This is a genomic window from Capnocytophaga sp. oral taxon 326 str. F0382 (genome assembly GCF_000318295.1).
GTDB lineage: Bacteria > Bacteroidota > Bacteroidia > Flavobacteriales > Flavobacteriaceae > Capnocytophaga > Capnocytophaga periodontitidis.
The window spans coordinates 89154-108155 of the sequence record NZ_KB291470.1 but is presented as its reverse complement, the minus strand read 5'-3'; the positions used below and the strand labels follow the sequence as shown (position 1 = coordinate 108155).

Annotated in this window: 13 protein-coding genes and 1 pseudogene; all 14 read left to right on the top strand. The window is 38.1% G+C overall.

The genetic code is table 11. The features are described from left to right. The first annotated feature begins 375 nt into the window (after positions 1–375). The 14 genes and pseudogenes from HMPREF9073_RS14990 (at position 376) to HMPREF9073_RS14925 (ending at position 18862) form a co-directional block, all read left to right on the top strand. Positions 376–1248, top strand: a complete 873-nt coding sequence (locus tag HMPREF9073_RS14990) for a hypothetical protein (RefSeq protein WP_009414473.1) — start codon at positions 376–378, stop codon at positions 1246–1248. 87 nt (positions 1249–1335) lie between these two features. Beyond that, positions 1336–2247 (top strand): hypothetical protein, encoded by a 912-nt coding sequence (locus tag HMPREF9073_RS14985; RefSeq protein ID WP_009414472.1) that lies wholly within the window; start codon positions 1336–1338, stop codon positions 2245–2247. Positions 2248–2316: 69 nt separating this feature from the next. Next, positions 2317–3171: a hypothetical protein gene (locus HMPREF9073_RS14980; protein ID WP_009414471.1), complete on the top strand. Its 855-nt coding sequence runs from the start codon at positions 2317–2319 to the stop codon at positions 3169–3171. A 155-nt stretch (positions 3172–3326) separates the two neighbouring features. Beyond that, the gene (locus HMPREF9073_RS14975; protein WP_009414470.1) at positions 3327–6158 is read left to right on the top strand and encodes a triple tyrosine motif-containing protein; all 2832 of its coding nucleotides are present in this window, start codon (positions 3327–3329) and stop codon (positions 6156–6158) included. Between the two features lie 211 nt (positions 6159–6369). Next, a pseudogene (locus HMPREF9073_RS16615) lies at positions 6370–9380 on the top strand (SusC/RagA family TonB-linked outer membrane protein). A 23-nt stretch (positions 9381–9403) separates the two neighbouring features. Next, positions 9404–10942, top strand: coding sequence for a RagB/SusD family nutrient uptake outer membrane protein (locus tag HMPREF9073_RS14965; protein ID WP_009414467.1), 1539 nt, complete (start codon positions 9404–9406; stop codon positions 10940–10942). Positions 10943–11030: 88 nt separating this feature from the next. Beyond that, positions 11031–11855, top strand: a complete 825-nt coding sequence (locus HMPREF9073_RS14960; RefSeq protein WP_009414466.1) for a LamG domain-containing protein — start codon at positions 11031–11033, stop codon at positions 11853–11855. Beyond that, positions 11848–12720 (top strand): alpha/beta hydrolase-fold protein, encoded by an 873-nt coding sequence (locus tag HMPREF9073_RS14955; protein ID WP_009414465.1) that lies wholly within the window; start codon positions 11848–11850, stop codon positions 12718–12720. Before HMPREF9073_RS14960 ends, HMPREF9073_RS14955 begins: the two co-directional genes overlap by 8 nt. 7 nt (positions 12721–12727) lie before the next feature. Further along, positions 12728–14113 carry a glucoamylase family protein gene (locus tag HMPREF9073_RS14950; RefSeq protein ID WP_009414464.1) on the top strand — a complete coding sequence of 462 codons (1386 nt, stop codon included), beginning with the start codon at positions 12728–12730 and terminating at the stop codon, positions 14111–14113. Between the two features lie 302 nt (positions 14114–14415). After that, complete coding sequence (locus HMPREF9073_RS14945; protein ID WP_009414463.1) at positions 14416–14895, top strand: hypothetical protein; 480 nt, start codon at positions 14416–14418, stop codon at positions 14893–14895. Positions 14896–15135: 240 nt separating this feature from the next. Further along, complete coding sequence (locus HMPREF9073_RS15330) at positions 15136–15594, top strand: hypothetical protein (protein WP_009414462.1); 459 nt, start codon at positions 15136–15138, stop codon at positions 15592–15594. Positions 15595–15597: 3 nt separating this feature from the next. Beyond that, positions 15598–17046 (top strand): hypothetical protein, encoded by a 1449-nt coding sequence (locus tag HMPREF9073_RS14935; RefSeq protein ID WP_009414461.1) that lies wholly within the window; start codon positions 15598–15600, stop codon positions 17044–17046. After that, positions 17043–17834 (top strand): hypothetical protein, encoded by a 792-nt coding sequence (locus tag HMPREF9073_RS14930; protein ID WP_009414460.1) that lies wholly within the window; start codon positions 17043–17045, stop codon positions 17832–17834. The genes HMPREF9073_RS14935 and HMPREF9073_RS14930 overlap by 4 nt, the downstream gene beginning before the upstream one ends. 236 nt (positions 17835–18070) lie before the next feature. Next, positions 18071–18862: a hypothetical protein gene (locus HMPREF9073_RS14925; protein WP_009414459.1), complete on the top strand. Its 792-nt coding sequence runs from the start codon at positions 18071–18073 to the stop codon at positions 18860–18862. Positions 18863–19002: the final 140 nt, after the last annotated feature.

The following is a 19002-nucleotide window of genomic DNA, read 5'->3' as shown; positions in this document are numbered from 1 at the left end:
CGCCCACATAAATAAAACTTTTCGGACACTCTCTTTTGTTATCATTTGCTAATTATCAATTTTCCTAATTAACCTGAGTTCAATATAACAGAATATTGGTATACCGATTGTAACATAATATATTCACAAAATAATTTACCCTCAGGTGAAAATTTGTGTTTCACATACCCAGCTGTGAGCCCTCGCTAGCTTTGTGAGAGATTGTTGTTTTATCCCACAAATAATAGAGATTTTTCCAAAACAATAAAATAACACTCTGTTTTTGATAAAGTTCTAACTCTAAAATATAAAAATACAACTTTAACTTTTATTTAACACGTGGTATAAAAAATAAACGTTACCTTTGCCCCGTTTAATTATAATACTTACACACGTATGAAGAAATTATTACTATTAGCAGCCGCTGCCCTCACTGTGGTAGCCTGCAAAAAAGACAACAACGAACCTGTAAATCCTAATGATGGAGGTAATCAAAAACCAGTAGAAGTACCTGCCGGTTTTGTAAAAAGTATTCAAGAAGTATCTACTGGTGGAACTCGTACTAAAACTACTACTTACAATGTAGAGAACAATGTACTAAAAGGGTGGACTGAAGTAAACTCTAATGGAGATATTTACACCCATACTTTAGAGTACAAAGGTGCTCAATTAAGTACTTATACCTCAGCTGAGAGTAGTGTTACTAGAGGAAATATCGTTACTAAATTCAACTTCTTGTATGAAAACAACAAACTTACGAAAATTGAAAAAGTTCGTGATGGCAAAAAAGATGTTTTCAATGTTACAGTAGACGATCAAAACCGCATTACTTCTAAACATCTTGTATTGAATCCTACTGATGGTTGGGACGCTGGTAACACTTGGACAGCTACTTTCACTTACTCAGGTAATACTTTAGTTGTCAAAGACCCTGTAGATGGAAGTACTTATACTTACACTTATGAAGATGGTAATGTAGTAAGAGTAGAAGATTCATATAGAAATAACAGCGTTCTTACTTATGATAAAACCCTTGTAAACGATCTTAACTTTGAGTATTTCCGTTGGATATATATCGCACAACTTTTTGTACGTCATAGTGATATTACTTTAGGTAATAATGACATCTTTGTTAGAACTTCTAAAAACTTTTTAACAAGTAATGGCGTAAGACATTATGAAGTTGTAGAAAAACAAGGTAACAAACCTAAAAAAGTAAATAGAAAATACGGTACTAACCCTGATGCAACAATTTTCTATACTTACTAACTAAACTCTAAGAAACTAAAAAAGTTATTCAATAACTCTTTTTTTGAACAATTTCTATTTTTTTAAACCCTTAAACACATTTCACAAATGAAAAAATTATTACTATTAGCAGCCGCTGCACTCACTGTTGTAGCCTGCAAAAAAGACAACGACGAGCCTACATCTCAAAATGGTGGTGGCAACGGAAATGGTAATGGCAACGGAAATAACGGAGCCCAAACCGAAGTACCTACTCCTGTACCTGCTGGATTTGTAAAAACTATTGAGGTTACAGGTCAAGAAACAAGTACTACTACTTTTAAAGTAGAAAATAATCTACTAAAAGCTTGGGTAGAAGTATCAACAGAAGGTACTGTAACAAGAACTTTTGATTACGAAGGTAAAAATCTTAAAAAGTATACTTTAGAAACTAATGTATCTGGACAAGGATACTTAAAAACAGAGTATGATTTTACTTATCAAAACAACAAACTTGTAAATTTCAAACGATCTCGTGATGCTATGTCCGATACTTATGATGTAGTAGTAGACGATAAAGGTCGTATCACTTCTAAAACAGTAAGAGCTAACCTTAATGGTTGGGAAGGTGGTAGCGTATGGACAGCTACCTTTACTTATACTGATAACGCTTTGGTAGTGAAAGATCCTCAAGGTAAAACCTATTCATACACTTATGAAAATGGCAACGTAAAAGAACTTAAAACACAAACAGATGAGTATTCTTTTAACTACGATACCTCTTTACTAAACGATTTCAATTTTGAGTACTTCCGTTGGGTGGCTGTTGTAGAAGCTTTTGTACGACACAGTAGTGTTCAACTTGGACAAGGAGTTAATGATGCTTTTGTAAAATCATCTAAAAACTTCCTCACTTCTGGTGGAGGTAGTATCTATGTATATGAAGTAACTGAAAAACAAGGAACTAACAAACCTAAAACAGTACTTAAAAAATATGCTGGAGGCGGTACTTTCGCTACTATCAAATACACTTATTACTAACAAATACCTACATACCCCGTGAGCTATCTCCTCACGGGGTTACTTTTTTAACTTAAACACATCTCACAAATGAAAAAATTATTACTATTAGCAGCCGCTGCACTCACTGTTGTAGCCTGCAAAAAAGACAACGACGAAACCCCTCCAGGCCCCTGTATTGAGCCCGCAAGCCCCTATACCGTAGGCTTTGACTACCCTAAAACTATTGTTTCAGAAGAAAACGGAAGCACCTCTACCATTACTTATACTGTAACAGACCTCTTGCTTAGAACAGTTACTTTACAAAATACCCAAAAAGGTCTTAAAACTTTCACTTTTACTTACGATAATAACAAATATCTTACTGAAGTAAAAGAAGAAAAAACAGGAACTGTTCCTACTATCTTAAAACTTTCTTATAACAAAAAGAAACAAGTAGAACGCACTCTAATGAGTCAGTATGGAGGTGTTTTTACCTCTACTTTTTCTTACGATACTCACGATAGAGTAGCTAAATTAGTATTTGAAGGAGCTGGTACTGTTGCAACTACTCAATATGAATATGTTAACAATACAGTGATAGCTACAAAAGTAGAAGTTCGAGATAATGGAGGAGGTACTTTTACTAATACAAATACTTATACTTTCGACGATAATGGTAATCTGTTAGAAGATAAATCATTAGGTTGGACAGCTACTTATACTTATACTACAGGTCTTAACTATAATGCGCATCCTGCCTTTAAGATTATAGCCCCTGAAGTAGGATCAATAAGTCCCGTAGAAATGAGTATAAACTATGACAGAAGGTTTAGATATGTAGCTCAGAAGAATTTCCCTAATAAAGCAGGAGTTGCTGAATATGGCTATAATAATGTAAACAAACCTACACAAATAGTTATAAAATCTGTAGCTGGTACCGCTACCCAAACCCTTACTTACTAAAAACTAAGTGACAATTAAATCCCTTACAAACTTTGCCAAAGTTTCCTGCCTATGAGGCTCGCACCTTTGGCAAAGTTTTTTCTATCCCCTAGCCCTTAAAATTGCTAAATTGAAAAATTATTACTACCTTTGTCGCTCACTAATATGCAATAGATATGAAACGCTTCATTATCTTATTCTTTACATTCTTTAGCACTATTACCCAAAGTCAAAACCTTTCGCTCCTGCCTCCTATCTACAACTACTCTCAAACTCAATATAAGGCAGGTATGCAAAATTGGCAAGTGAGTCAGTGTCAGGATGGTATACTATATGTCGCCAATAACCAAGGACTGCTTACTTTCGACGGACAAGTATGGCAATTGTACTACCTCCCCCAAAAAAAAATTGCTCGTTCGGTATTCGCCGATAGCAGCACCTCTAACCTGCGCGTATATGTAGGCTCTTTTGAAGAATTCGGCTATTTCCAACGCAACGCCCAAAATCAATTGGTATATACCTCTCTGAAAGACCAACTCAAAAACTATACATTCCACAACGACGAAGTATGGCAAATCTTTAAATACCAAGATAAAATATATTTCCAAACCTTCTCTTCTTATTTCGTGTACGACGGCTCTCACGTACAAGCCTTCACCCCTCAACCCGCCCCTTTTGCAATGTTCCCCTACGGCAATAAACTCTATATGCAGGGTATGAACGCTGGTTTTTACCGCATCGATGCTACTCAAAAACTCAATTTAGAACTCTCTCCCGAACAACTCGGTGGGATAATAGTCGAAATTATCCCCTATCAAAGCGAATTATTACTGATTACCAATAAAAACGGATTCTTCCGCTACAACCCCGCTACAAGCGAATTGCGCAAATTCCCTACCGAAATGGATGCGCTCTTTCCCTCGCTCCGCATCAACCGCGCACTGCTCACTGCTAACAACTTACTCATTTTAGGAACTCTCACCGAAGGTTTATACGCTATCAATCCTCATAACGGAAAAATTTTCGGCCATATCCACAAGAAAAACGGACTCAATAACAACACTGTTTTGGGGCTCTACGAAGATGCCCAGCACAACCTATGGGTAGCTTTAGACAATGGTGTCGCTATGATTGAAGTCCCAAGTAGGTTGCAATATTTAAACCTCAATGGCGAGGTAGAACTCATTAGCGATATGGTGCTGAAAGACAATGTCTATTATTTAGCTTCTAACAAAGGTGTCTATACCTTTAAGGAGGGTGTACTCTCCAAAATCCCTGACTTCTCTAACCAAGTGTGGTTTATCAAGCAGTTTGACCATCAAGTATTTGTAGGGCATAATAAAGGGGTGTCGGAATTGATGGGTAATCACTTACAACCTCTTGATAATGTAGGAGTAGGAGGAATGGACTTGAAAAAAGGCGTTATCCACGGTCAGGAAGTACTCGTAGGCTCATCCTACTCTGTGCTTACCATTTATAAAAAAGATGCTGCCAATCGATGGGTGCCCTCTCATATCGTAAATGGCTATTTCGACCTTACCTATCGCGTTGAAATAGATGCTTTTGGCAATATTTGGACAAGCCATACTTATAAAGGAGTGAGCAAACTCTCTCTTACCGAAGACCTCAAAAGCGTGCAACGCAAAGTAACTTACAACCAACTCAAAACAAAAGAAGCCTTGAAATTGCTGAAATTGCGCGGCAAAATCATCTTTACCGATGGGCAACAGTGGTTTGAGTATAACGACGACAAGCAAAATGTGTTGCCTTATGCCCTCCTCAATGAGCAATTGCCCCAACTCGCAACTACCCACCATATAGTGCCCGTGAACGACAATCGCTTTTGGTTTATCACCCCCACCGATTATTATTTAGTAGCATTCGCTAACGGCGTATATAAAATAGAAGAAAAAATAGCCTTCAATCAGTTGCAGCACCCCGCAAGTGAGGAACGTGCTACTGCCTTTGTAACTCCTGAAGGTAATACATATTTCTGTTTAGACGGCAGCATCGCCCTATATACCCCAAAAGCACCTCGCGTAAAACTGCCAACCAACCTCACTTTAAAGAGTTTACGTACCTATAACCGCTCAACCGATTTATATACCCTCGAAAATATTACCCCTAATATCGCTATTCCTTATAGCAAAAACAACCTTCAGTTCGATTTTCAGTATCCTAATTTCAGTAAAGAACACTGTCAGTTGTGGTATCAGTTAGAGGGCTACGACAAACATTGGCGTGAAGTTACCAATGATTTTAGAGTGAATTACCAAAACCTCCCTTCAGGCCACTATCAGCTAAAAGCAAAGGTACTCAACGAATTAGGTGAAACCCTATCGCATTATACTTTTCCCTTCGCGGTAATCACTCCTTGGTATAGAACCGTGTGGGCTTATATATTCTATTTCGCAGGATTTATAGGCGCTGGTGCACTTGTTACCGCCTTGTACTTGCGTTATAAAATGAAGAAAAAAGAGCGTTCTTTCTTGCGCGAGCGCCTGCGCCGCCAGCATTTGTTAGAAGCTCGTGAGCAGGAAGTAACCAAATTGCAAAACCAAGTGCTCATTGCTCAGTTAGACTATAAGAGCAAATCGCTTGCCGAAGCCACGATGATGAACATCACCCGCAACGAGTTCCTTACCAATCTCGTCACCGAGCTCGAAACACTGCTAAATAGCCAAAGAGTGAGCAAAGCTAAAAGCAACCTCATTTTACAACACATACGCGATAATATTTCTCAAGAAGACCAATGGCAGGTATTCCAAGAAAATTTCGACCTCATTCATAAAGATTTCTTCAAAAAACTGAAAGAACTCTATCCGCAACTCACCCCCACCGATTTGCGAATGGCAGTGCTCATCAGGCTCAACTATACCTCTAAGGAAATTGCCGAAATGCAAAATATATCCTTGCGCGGTGTCGAAACCGCTCGATATCGCTTGCGCAAAAAGCTCCAATTAGCCGAAGAAGATAATCTTTACGATTTCTTCGCTCAATTCAATTAATATTATCTTATCTCTTACCTCTTATCTCTTACCTAAAAAACCCTTCTTAACCAAAAGACTATAAATTAGTTACAAATCGTTGTAGTAGTAATGACGTAGTCCTTTAACAAATTATTTTAACATTGTAGTAGTAAAAGCGAACCCATTTTTTTGCATATAAAAGAAAGAATAAGGAACTTTGCGACAAATTTTATTTAATAAACGTACGGAAATGAAAAAGCTATTGTTTTTCTTCCTGATGACCTTTCTTTCTCTTGCTGCTTACGCACAACCTAATATGGTGAGAGGAAAAGTATTTGAAGCAGGGACTAAAAACCCTATTCCAGGAGCCAATGTAATTGTGAAGGGTACAACCCGTGGCATTTCAACCGACCTCGACGGAAACTTTGCGCTTGATAAAGTTTCTCCAGGTGATGTATTAGAAATTAGCTACATAGGTATGGTAACCCAAAATGTAAAAGTAGTAGCCGGACGACACTACTTAGAGATTGCGCTCAAAGAAGATACGCAACAACTCAAAGAAGTAGTTGTTATAGGCTATGGGGCAGCTCAAAAACGAGACCTCACGGGCTCTATCGCTAGCCTCAAAACCGATGAATTTGCTGACCGTCCATCTACTAACCCCTTAGCCTCTATACAAGGGAAGGTAGCTGGGGTGCAAATTGTCAATACAGGGCGGGCAGGGCAAGACCCCGAAATACGTATCCGCGGTACAAACTCTATCAACGGCTATACACCTCTGTACGTAGTCGATGGGCTCTTTACCGATAATATCAACTACCTCAACCCGCAGGATATCGAGTCTATGGAAATCCTCAAAGACCCCTCTTCGCTTGCTATCTTTGGGGTTCGCGGGGCTAATGGGGTGATTATCATTACCACCAAAAAAGCCAAAAAAGGACAAACAGTCGTAAACATCAATTCTTCCGTAGGATTAAAAGTTATCAACGACCGTATTGCAATGACTGATGCCGAAGGCTTTAAAACGCTCTACAACGAGGATATGGCCAATAAAGGTGCTACACCGTTTGATTATACGCACTATCAAGCCAATACCGATTGGCAAGACCAAATCTTCCAGCGTGCCTGGGTGTACAACCATAATGTGAGTGTCGCCACTTCTGGTGAAAAAGGACGCTTCTATATGGGCGCTGGCTATACCGATGAAGAGGGCTCTATCAAGCACGAAAAGCTCTCTAAACTCACCCTCAACCTCAGTAGCGATTACAACGTAACCGATTATCTGCGCTTTGGCTTCCAAGCCAATGGTTCTCGCACCCTCCCTATTGATGCCAAAGGGGTAGCAAGTGCCCTAAAAGCAGCTCCTATTGTAGCCCCTTACGACACTCAATCGGGTTTGCTAAATATAATGCCTAACTTCCAGCGTGCCCAAGTGTGGAATCCGCTTATCGATGTCGAAACACGTGCCAATCACAACAAAGGTTTGAATCACCGTTTGGCGGGCAATGTATATGGTGAACTCGATTTCCTTAAAAACTTCACCTTTAAGGCTACCCTTTCTATGGATTACCGCATAGGCGAAAACCGCGAATATTCCCCTATCATCTGGGTCTATAACCCCGATACCCAAAAGAAAGAAAACTCAACGAACGCGAAACGATTAATCAGAGTAAATCCACCACCATTGCTACCCAGCAGGATTATATCCTTACCTACAAAAAACAAGTGGCAAAACACAACCTTACCTTTATGGGAGGGCTTACCACCAATTACACCGAACACAGTTCGCTATCAGGCTCTCGCTATCAAAATATCAACGATATAGTGTTTGGCATTCCCGAAAATACCGATAAGTGGTGGTTGTCATCAATTGGGGGTAGCAATATGAGCAATGGTTCTGGCCAGTATCGGCGTTTTACAATGTCGTATTTAGTACGTGGTTTGTACAATTACGACAACCGTTATCTCCTCAATGCTTCTTTCCGCCGCGATGGTGCCTCCGTATTTCACCGCTTAGGCAATACGTGGGATAACTTCTATTCCTTCGGGGCTGGCTGGGTGCTCAGCGAAGAAGCCTTTATGAAAAACCAAAAAGTGGTAGATTACCTCAAACTCAAAGGATCTTGGGGCGTTTTAGGTAACCAAAACACTGGCGGACGTAACTATCCTACTTACCCTCTGCTCACCAATTCGGGCAGTGCTGTATTCGGCGACCGTATCGTTACGGGCTATGCACCTGCTTATTTAGTGCAAAACTTAGGTTGGGAAAAGACCTATGCGTGGGAAGCTGGTGCTGAATTCCGATTCTTGGGCAATCGCCTCAGTGTAGAACCTGTCTACTATCACAAGAAAACCAAAGACCTTATCGTGCTACTCAGTGGCTTAGCAGGAGCAAAAAACTCTTTGGAAAACCTTGGCGAAATTGAAAATAAAGGATGGGAGATTTCAGCCTCTTGGCAAGACCAACGCAAAGAAAGTGGTTTTAGCTATGGTGTAAATGCCAATATCACCACAATTGATAACAAAGTGCTTTCACTTGGTAGAGGAGAAAAAGATGCACTTTACGAAGGCTATCAAAACGTAGCGCGCACGTTGGAAGGCTACCCTATTGGGCACTTCTACGGCTATAAAGTGAAGGGCGTGTATCAAACTTTTGAAGATATCGACACCTCACCTACCAACAATATCGCTACCGTAAAACCTGGTGATCTCAAATTTGAAGATGTGAACGGCGATGGTGTAATCGATAGCAAAGACCGTACGATGATAGGTAACCCTACCCCCGATTTCACCTATGGATTTAGTGTAAATCTCGGCTACAAAGGCTTCGACCTCACTGCCGAATTTATGGGAGCTTATGGCAACGAAATCTACCGCGGTTGGGGCGAAGTAGGCTATGCAATTCTCAACTACCAAGCCCACCGTTTAAACCGTTGGCACGGCAAAGGCACTTCCAATTGGGAGCCTATTATAGATAACGGTCGCGCTATCAACCGTGAAAACTCCTCTTATTACATTGAAGACGGTAGCTTTTTCCGCCTCCGCAACGTGCAGTTAGGCTATAGCTTGCCACAAGAAGTAGTACAACGCTTCAAAGTACAGAAATTGCGCTTCTATGCCAACGTACAAAATCTCAAAACTTGGCATAAAAATACAGGGTATACCCCCGAAATAGGTGGAGGAGCTTTGGCTTTCGGTATCGATACCGGCACCTACCCTATGCCAATGATTGTTACCTACGGGGTGAACCTTACATTTTAATTAACAATTGATAATTAACAATTATGAAAAAGAATATATATCATATCATAGCAATAGGATGGATGGCAGCGAGCCTCGCCCTCTTTACCCATTGCAATAAATTCGACCAAGAGCCACAAGGCGAATGGGTCGATGGCGACCAAGGGAATGTATCAGGCTCTTTTGAAGCCGATATATTCACCCTCTACGGAAAACTGAGAGGCTCTGATCTGGTAGCGGGTATTCCTGCTTTGGCAATCCACAGTTTCCGCAGTGAAGATGCCGAAAAAGGCTCTACTGCCAGCGATGGAGTTGATCACGCCAATATGTTCGATAATTTCAATTATGTAGCGACTAATGGTTTAATTAACGGATACTATTCCGCTAACTACGAAGTTATTCACCTCTCCAATACCGTGCTCGACAAAATCAATAAGGCTGACCAAAGTACTCTCACCGATTCCGATAAGATAAACCGCGGTGAAGCACACTTTTTCCGCGCCTTTGCCTATTTTAACTTAGTGCGCGCCTTTGGCGAAGTACCTCTTATCAATTTCCGTATCTATAAAGATGAAGATGCCAATAAACCTAAGGTAAGCGTTGATAAAATCTATGAACTCATTGATGCCGACCTTACTGCTGCCGAAAGCGTACTCCCTCGCACGTGGAGTGCTATCTACATCGGTAGACTTACTTGGGGGGCTGCCCGTTCGTTGCACGCCAAAACCTATATGATGCGCTCTAATTGGCAAGCAATGTACAACGCCTCTACCGATGTGATAAATTCAGGAATTTACAACCTTAGTACACCCTACAATAAGTTGTTCCGCGAAAGTGGCGAAAACGCTCCCGAATCTATCTTAGAAGTACAGTGCACTGCCAATGCTACCTATCCTCAATCCAGCCAAGTAGGTAGTCAGTTTGCTAATGTACAAGGGGTGCGTGGCTCTGGACAATGGGATTTAGGTTGGGGATGGAATTGCCCTACCCAGCTTTTAGCCGATGCTTTTGAAGCAGGCGACCCTCGCAAAGATGAAACCTTGCTCTATTTTGCCAAAAGTGAAGCCGAAGCTGCTACTATGCAACCCAATACTCCTTACGACGAAAAACCAATTGCACAAGCAGGCGTAGTAAATAAATATTACAACAAAAAAGCCTATACCGACCCTGCTTTGCGTAGGTCATACAGTCGTTTTGGTTATTGGTTCAATATTCGTCTCATTCGATATTCCGATGTACTTTTAATGGCTGCCGAAGCCGCTAACGAACTCGGCAACAGTGCCCAAGCACTCGTCTATTTAGAGCAAGTGCGTGCAAGAGCACGAGCAGGCAATAACAGTGTTTTACCTGCCGTTACAACCACCGTTCAAAGCGATTTGCGCGACGCTATTCGTCACGAACGCCGTATAGAGCTCGCTATGGAATTCGACCGTTTCTACGATTTAGTGCGTTGGAATATTGATGTGGAAACCCTGCACAACGCGGGCAAAACAGCTTATCAAACCAAACACCGCTTATTACCTTTACCTCAAGCACAAATCGACCGTTCCAACGGAGTACTTATCCAAAATCCTAATTATTAATTAGCTAACAGGTGTCAGGTATTAGGTGTCAGCTGTCAGGTAACATCACGTCATCTTTTACCTCTTACCTCTTATCTCTTATCTAAAAATGAAAAAATATATATTTTATATCAGCTTTATGGCAGGTCTTACAGCTTTTACTAACTGTTATCAAGATTTAGACCAAGACCCGCCTTTCGATTATCCTGAGGAGGTAATACCTCAGTACAACCCTCAAAAACTCTTGTTTACCTTTGAGGGCAATGCAAAAAATGTGAGTACTTACAAGATTCCTACGCTCTCTAAGGGCAATGTCACCTATACAGACGGCAAAAAAGGCAAAGCCTACCAAGGGGGTGAAGGTACTTATGTTTTTATCTCCCCTCGCACAGCGCGTTTTGCAGGCGATATATCTCTGAAAGATACGATAGCTAACCTCGGTAGTTTTACAGTAGCTTTCTGGATGAACTCCCCTCAAGTAAATAAAGGTACAGGTATCTTTTCAATTCCTAATACTAAAAAGTTCTGGGGTAACCTCGATATTTTCTTAGATGGCAATAATACTGCTGGCGAAGGACGTTTTAAAATGCACCTCTTCAATGGTACTAAAGAAAATTGGGTAGAGACCAAAATCCCTGGTACTATTGGTGATTGGGTGTTTATGACCTTCCGTTACAACCACAAAACGGAAATGTTACACATTTTTAAAAATGGAGAAATTGTCTTTACGCGTGCCCTTACAGGTTGGGGACGAATTGTTTACAACGATATGGGCGATTTGGTGTTAGGTACTTATGCTTTCCAAACCGACCCTCCTCAATCGTCTACTAAAGCACAAGCTTGGGCACAGTCCTTCCCTGGCAAGTTAGACAACTTTGCCTTCTATAATCAAGCCCTTACCGATGAACAGATAAAAGCCTTGTATAATGAATAAAAAGAATGATATTTACATAAAAAATAACCCTTTTTCTCCAATCTCCTTTATGGCTTTTCCCTCTTTGGAGGTTCGGGGACTGAATACAAAACTTTTAAGGCTATGCTTATTACTTTTCTTTTTTTCGTTCCCTCTTTCTGCTCAAAATGAAGCCTTTGCTAAAAAGCGCTACATCACGGCGCAACAAGATACAATGCCTTACCGTTTCTTGCAGCCCGAGCAACTAAAAGAAGGCAAGAAATACCCTTTAGTGCTCTTCTTACACGGAGCAGGTGAAAGAGGGAACGATAATGAGAGTCAGTTGCGCAATGGGGGTACAGTGTTTACCAATCCTGCGAACCGAGATAAGTACCCTTGTTTTGTGCTCTTTCCGCAGTGCCCTGAGGGTGCCTACTGGTCACTTGAAAAACGCCCCGACCAAGGATATAAGAATACGGCTAATCCGCTGCCTAAAGAAGTGCCTATCACTAAACACTTACGCTTGGTGAAGGAACTTTTAGACGAGACTTTGGCTACATATCCTATCGACCCTAAACGAGTGTATATTATGGGCATTTCGATGGGGGCGATTGCTACTTTGGATATGGTGTATCGCTTCCCCGATACCTTTGCCAAAGCTGTCTCGATATGTGGGGCAACCAATATAGAGCGTATGCGTGAGTTCAAAGGGAAAACAAAATTCCGTTTCTATCACGGTGACATCGATGATGTGATACCGGTGACTTACTCGCGTGAAGCCTATAAAGCTTTGAAAACTACCGGCAAAAAAGCTGAATATATAGAGTTTTATGGGGCAAATCACAACGCTTGGCATCCCGCTTTCAACACCGCAGACTTCTTACAATGGACTTTTAAAAAGAAATAATATACTTATGAACAAAAACAAACTTTTCACGATTCACTTTTCACTTTTAGCTTTCCTTCTGCTCTTCGTTTCTTGCGGTTGTAGTAAGGACAATAAAAAGGTGGTAGAAAAACCTACTCCTCAGCCGCCTACCGAAAAGAATCGTCCGATGGAATTTGCTTCCGACGATGCTTTCTTGGATTATATCCAGCGTGCGCACCTCAACTATATGTGGGAGGGAGCAGAGCCTAATTCGGGTTTAGCCCCTGAGCGCATTCATATAGATGTCCCTTCCGATGATGCTCATATCATCACTACGGGAGGTTCGGGCTTTGGCATTGCAGGGCTATTGGTAGGGGTAGAACGCGGTTTTATCCCTCGTGCACAAGCGGTAGAAAGATTTACAAAAATCGTAACTTTCTTGGAGAAAGCCGACCGTTATCACGGGGTATGGTCGCACTGGATTGACGGTCGTACGGGTAAAACCAAACCTTTCGGACAAAAAGACAATGGTGGCGACCTCGTGGAAAGTGCTTTCTTGATGCAGGGCTTGCTCTGTGTACGTCAGTATTTTAAGGATGGCAATGATGCCGAAAAAGCCTTAGCTCAGCGCATTGATAAACTGTGGCGCGAAATGGAATGGGATTGGTACTTAAACGGACAGGATGTACTCTATTGGCATTGGAGTCCCGATTATGCTTGGCAGATGAATTTCCCGCTCAAAGGTTATAACGAATGCCTGATTACCTACATTTTGGCAGCATCTTCGCCAACCCACACCATTCCTGCTTCGGCTTATCACAACGGTTGGGCACGTGGAGGAGCTATCAAAAGCTCTCAGGTAACGTACAATCTGCCATTGATTCTCAAACACAACGGCGCAGAACAATACGGAGGTCCTCTATTTTGGGCGCATTATTCGTACATAGGGTTGAACCCCAAAGGACTTAGCGATGATTATGCTAATTATTGGGATTTAAATCGCAATCACACCCTTATCAACTACAAATATTGCCTAGAAAACCCCAAAGGTTATAAAGGTTATGGGGCGAACTGCTGGGGACTTACCGCCAGCTATTCAGTGAAAGGGTATGATGCACACAGTCCTAGCAAAGATTTAGGGGTGATAGCACCTACTGCCGCCCTTTCCAGCTTCCCTTATACACCCCAAGAATCTATGGCAGCCCTCAAGCATTTCTATTACGATTTGGGCGATACTATTTGGGGTAAATACGGCTTTTACGATGCTTTCAGCGAGCAAGCGGTATGGTATCCTAAACGTTATTTAGCAATCGACCAGCTCACTATTGCCCCGATGATAGAAAACCACCGCACAGGCTTCGTATGGAAACTATTTATGAGTTGCCCCGAAGTACAACAAGGACTTAAAAAACTAAATTTTAAGCTACAATAACCACAACTTCTTACTTAGTCATCCCATTATAGCCTTTGCCAAAGCCCTTAATTGCCCGTGCGGCTCGCACTTTTGTCGCGTAAGCTAATAAATTATAATATGAATCAAGAGTTGAAAAGTAATAATCCCTGATTAACAGAATGTTATCGCTTTTGCATCGCATCTCCCCCTTTGGAGGGGGCTGGGGGGGAGGTTTTAAATCAACAAGTTAATTTAACCCTTAATTGGCATTTATATTATTTTTGTGTAAAACAGCAACTTATTTCGCTCTCGAAACTCAAGTTATATAAAATGGAGTAACTATGAAGTATGTGTATTTATTAAGTGTAATTGCCTTATTATCCTCTTGTAAAACAATAAAAACAAGTAACTGTAGCCCTTATAACATCATCGAGATAACTCATTGGGGGACAAATGAAACAGACAAAAAGAATTTCATTTTGTATGAATACGACACTCTTAATGTCTTTCTAAAAACGATAGATATAAATGAAATAAGGGTGTACAATAAAACAACTGACCCCAACTATTATGGTTCGATGAGAATCTTTCTGAAAACACCTTTATGCCCTGATAGGAATTATAAATTAATTATATCGGACTCTTTGCAATACAATATTCAAGAAATGGATATGATTAGTTTTTATAAAAGAGCAATGTTATCAAAAGTTCATTATAAGGGCGTTAAATCATATAAGGTAAACCATATAAAACTTTCTCCAAAAGAAGCTCACGTTATTCATTTTAACAAAAACTTAGCTACTCCTTACAAAAAAGAATAACTTGATAAAAATAATGTTAGTTCGATATAGCAAAACACTTGCCCGTGCGGCTCGCACCTTTGCCAAAGTTAATTATTAGAAAGAGTCCTATAGTTCGAGAATTCCAAAAGCTCCGAGAAACTCAAAAAATTGTTAAATTCAGAATAATATCGTAACTTTGTCCATTGAAAGAATATTTACACTGAGTAGTTTTATTTATTCACTATCTAATTTTATTTGATTATATCTAAAAAAGAAACTATGGGAATCTTTAAGAAAGCTAATAACATATACATCACAGTCCGTGACACTTATACTATAAGCAGTGGTACTTCTTATGAAGAAGCTGAAGAAATAACAATCAGAGCTACTGACGAAATAAACTTAATAAGTGCCCAAAAAGTAATAATGCAAGGTTTAAATGGAGGTGTACAATATGGCACAGTTGATAAAGAAGAACCTAAAATTATTATGAGTTATTTTACTGACCTCAATGATAAAATTTTGGGAAATAGAGGAAAGATAGGAGAGGAAGTCTATTTAGTAATAGAAGGTGTAAATCTTGCAGGAAAAGAAGCCGATTTAGACCTAACTGATAATGAAATAGATTTTGAATATAATGGCGAACGCTTGGAAAATGATATACTCAAAGGATACGTTTTTCAAAACAATGAAATAGAGCATATCAAACTAAAAATAGTGGAACAAAAAAACAACTAAACTATGGCAGGTATAAGAATAACACTAAAAGAAACAGGACAACAATCTGTAGCCAGACTATGGGTTTACAATCCTAATGAACCTGATTTCCTTATCCATTTCAGAAGACCAGAAGACTATTATGGAGAATTTGGTTTTGATTGGATGCGTGATGATTATAGTACAATTTGTAATAATTATGAGGAGTTAAAAAAAGAATATTATGATTGTGAGAAAAATAAAAAAGTAGAATTATTAAAGGATAAAGAATATTTTGTTCCTTGGTTTAGTATGTTGCCTAAACAAAAAGATGTAAAACTGGCACTGAAGTTAGAAAATATAAAAAGAGAACTGAGTGAGAAGGATATTATTAAAATTCCTACTACTGAAAGTATTAGTTTTGAACCTAATGAAATAAAATTAAAGAATATTCAAAAAAAGGAAAAGGAAGGAAAAGAATTTTTAGTAACAGTTACTTGTTCAAAACCTTTAACTAAAGATATATGTATTCCCGTTCTTAATAAAGACAATAAGGAAGTTGGGAAACTTAATGTGGCTAAAAATGATGTTGAATATCATCTACCAGTTACAATTATTAATATAGAGGGTAATGGTATAGAGAGCAGACCTATTTCTGCTTCTGAAATAGAAAAGATTTTTAATGAAAAATCCTTTCAACAAGCATTTATAAAAACAAGTGTAAAAACGGATACTTTAAATAAAAGTATAGAAGAATTACTTTCGATAGGAGCTATAAGTTTCCTTGATGAAAGTAATAATAAGGAATTTAAAGAGATTTATAACCGTACAGAGAGAATTGTAGCTAATGAAAAAACCTTAGAGATTTTAGAGGGCATATATGCAAAACAAAATAGTAATGCCAATAAAGGGGTTAACCTTTTTGTTCTCAATATAGAAAGGCACCATTTTGTAGAATACATACCTAATAAACCTAAAACTTATGGAAGGTATGATATCTATGAAGAATTAGAAGTTAATAAAAATGGAAATAAGACCAAAGTATATAAATATATTTGTAAATATAAAACTGAATTAGATAGTAGTTATAAGGGCAAATATTTTATGTTAGAAGGAGGAAGAGGAGGACAGTCTAATGTCATTCCCACTAAAAAGAATTGTTGTATCCTTTACCAAGGTTATGATGAAAGAATGACCACAGTACACGAGATAGGACATTTATTAGGTTTGTCAGAAATCTATAAGCTTCTAATAAGTGAAGAAAGATATGATTTTCTTAAACGAAAACAAAACCTAACAGAAGAAGAAAAAGACTACATAAAAGATTATGAAGTAATGAGGAAATACAAATATTTTACTTTCAAACATGGATCTACTGATAATTTTATGGATGACTATATACGTTATAACCAAGTAGAAGTTCCTAAAAAATCTTTTTATCGTTGGCAATGGGGTGTTATGCAATATGAAATTAATAATTATATAGAAAAATGAAAAAATGTTTGCTTTTATATATTCTTTTAAGTGCCTTTTCTTTTGTATCAGCACAAGAGTATTTTCCTAAGCACTTCGGTTATGAACTTACAATACTTCCTTCAGAAGAAAAAGAAATTAAGTTAGAAAACGTCTCATTTGTTGCTATAAATGAAAGGTTTACACTTTTTGATTTCTATAAAAACAAAGTAGATTCTATACCTATGTCCTTTGAGGCAAAAATAATGCCTATAATTGAAAAAAACAATTTATTAAGAGTAGATAGATATGCGTATAGGAAAAGTAAAAAAGGAAATCCTTTGTATGAAGCTGAAAGTCGCATTTGGGTGGGTTATAATAATGATTATTTAAAAAAACACAAAAAAGAAATACCCTATTGGCTATCAATACATAGATATGGATTCGCAAATGCTTTTACAGCAATGGGTATTGTAGAGCAGCACAAAAACAAGTTTAAACTATGGGATAAAAAAGCTGCTGTAAAGGGATTAACTCCTATTGAAACAAAGGAAGAGGCTTTGTATTTTTTGTATTTAATGGAACAAGTATTTCCTGATGATAATTTTAATGAATTATGTGAAAAAAAAGGAATTTATAAAATATATACAGATACAATGACACCTACTATTATAAAAGAAGAAAAAGATTATTTTGTAACCAACCTTTTCTATTATGATGTAATTGACGGATCACTTTTTGAGATTGTATATCAGCTTTATAAAAACGGAAAATACAACATACTTAGTAAAAAACGTATTTATATAATTTTAGCAGAAGAATGGGAATGAAATATCTTATGGCAATATGCATTTTACTCTTGACTCATCTTGTATATTCACAAAAAGATACGATTACTATAAATCAAATTGCTTATGATTTTAGCAAAGCAGTTACTTAGCAGGTAATTTGGGATTATTCAACAAATGACAATATAATGGAAAAAGATAATAATGTTCCTAAAAAATCTTTTTATCGTTGGCAATGGGGGGGTTATGCAATACGAAATCAATAATTATATAGAAAAATGAAAAAACGTTTGCTTTTTTATATTCTTTTAAGTGCCTTTTCTTTTGTGCCAGCACAAGAGTATTTACCTTTACACTTAAATTATAAACCTACTGTCGTTTATACAAGAGAGAGAAAAGTTAAGATAGAGGATGTTTTATTTGTTGCTATAAATGAAAGGTTTACACTTTTTGATTTCTATAAAAACAAAGTAGATTCTATACCTATGTCCTTTGAGGCAAAAATAATGCCTATAATTGAAAAAAACAATTTATTAAGAGTAGATAGATATGCGTATAGGAAAAGTAAAAAAGGAAATGCCTTATTTGAAGTTAGAAGTCGTATTTGGGTAGGGTATGATGATGATTATTTGAAAAAACACAAAAAAGAAATACCTTATTGGTTATCAATACATAGAGATGGATTTGCAAATGCTTTTATAGCAATGGGTATTGTAGAGCAGCACAAAAACAAGTTTAAACTATGGGATAAAAAAGCTGCTGTAAAGGGATTAACTCCTATTGAAACAAAGGAAGAGGCTTTGTATTTTTTGTATTTAATGGAACAAGTATTTCCTGAATACAACTTTGATAAATTATGCAAAAAAGAAGAAAACTACCAAATATGTACTGATACGATCACTCCTACTATTGTAAAAGAAGAAAAAGATTATTTTGTAATAAATCTCTTTCATTATAATATAGTTGATGGGTCATTTTTTGAGATTGTATACCAGCTTTATAGAAACGGAAAATACAACATACTTAGTAAAAAACGTATTTATATAATTTTAGAAGAAGAATGGGAATGAGATATTTTATGGCAATATGCATTTTACTTTTCATCTTGTATATTCACAGAAAGATACGATTACTATAAATCAAATTGCATATTATTTTAGCAGTGCAGTTATTTAACAGGTAATTCGGGATTATTCAACAAATGACAATA

Coding starts and splice junctions, on each gene's coding strand:
- HMPREF9073_RS14990 (WP_009414473.1), top strand. CDS start 376: ATGAAGAAATTATTACTATTAGCAGCCGCTGCCCTCACTGTGGTAGCC.
- HMPREF9073_RS14985 (WP_009414472.1), top strand. CDS start 1,336: ATGAAAAAATTATTACTATTAGCAGCCGCTGCACTCACTGTTGTAGCC.
- HMPREF9073_RS14980 (WP_009414471.1), top strand. CDS start 2,317: ATGAAAAAATTATTACTATTAGCAGCCGCTGCACTCACTGTTGTAGCC.
- HMPREF9073_RS14975 (WP_009414470.1), top strand. CDS start 3,327: ATGAAACGCTTCATTATCTTATTCTTTACATTCTTTAGCACTATTACC.
- HMPREF9073_RS14965 (WP_009414467.1), top strand. CDS start 9,404: ATGAAAAAGAATATATATCATATCATAGCAATAGGATGGATGGCAGCG.
- HMPREF9073_RS14960 (WP_009414466.1), top strand. CDS start 11,031: ATGAAAAAATATATATTTTATATCAGCTTTATGGCAGGTCTTACAGCT.
- HMPREF9073_RS14955 (WP_009414465.1), top strand. CDS start 11,848: ATGAATAAAAAGAATGATATTTACATAAAAAATAACCCTTTTTCTCCA.
- HMPREF9073_RS14950 (WP_009414464.1), top strand. CDS start 12,728: ATGAACAAAAACAAACTTTTCACGATTCACTTTTCACTTTTAGCTTTC.
- HMPREF9073_RS14945 (WP_009414463.1), top strand. CDS start 14,416: ATGAAGTATGTGTATTTATTAAGTGTAATTGCCTTATTATCCTCTTGT.
- HMPREF9073_RS15330 (WP_009414462.1), top strand. CDS start 15,136: ATGGGAATCTTTAAGAAAGCTAATAACATATACATCACAGTCCGTGAC.
- HMPREF9073_RS14935 (WP_009414461.1), top strand. CDS start 15,598: ATGGCAGGTATAAGAATAACACTAAAAGAAACAGGACAACAATCTGTA.
- HMPREF9073_RS14930 (WP_009414460.1), top strand. CDS start 17,043: ATGAAAAAATGTTTGCTTTTATATATTCTTTTAAGTGCCTTTTCTTTT.
- HMPREF9073_RS14925 (WP_009414459.1), top strand. CDS start 18,071: ATGAAAAAACGTTTGCTTTTTTATATTCTTTTAAGTGCCTTTTCTTTT.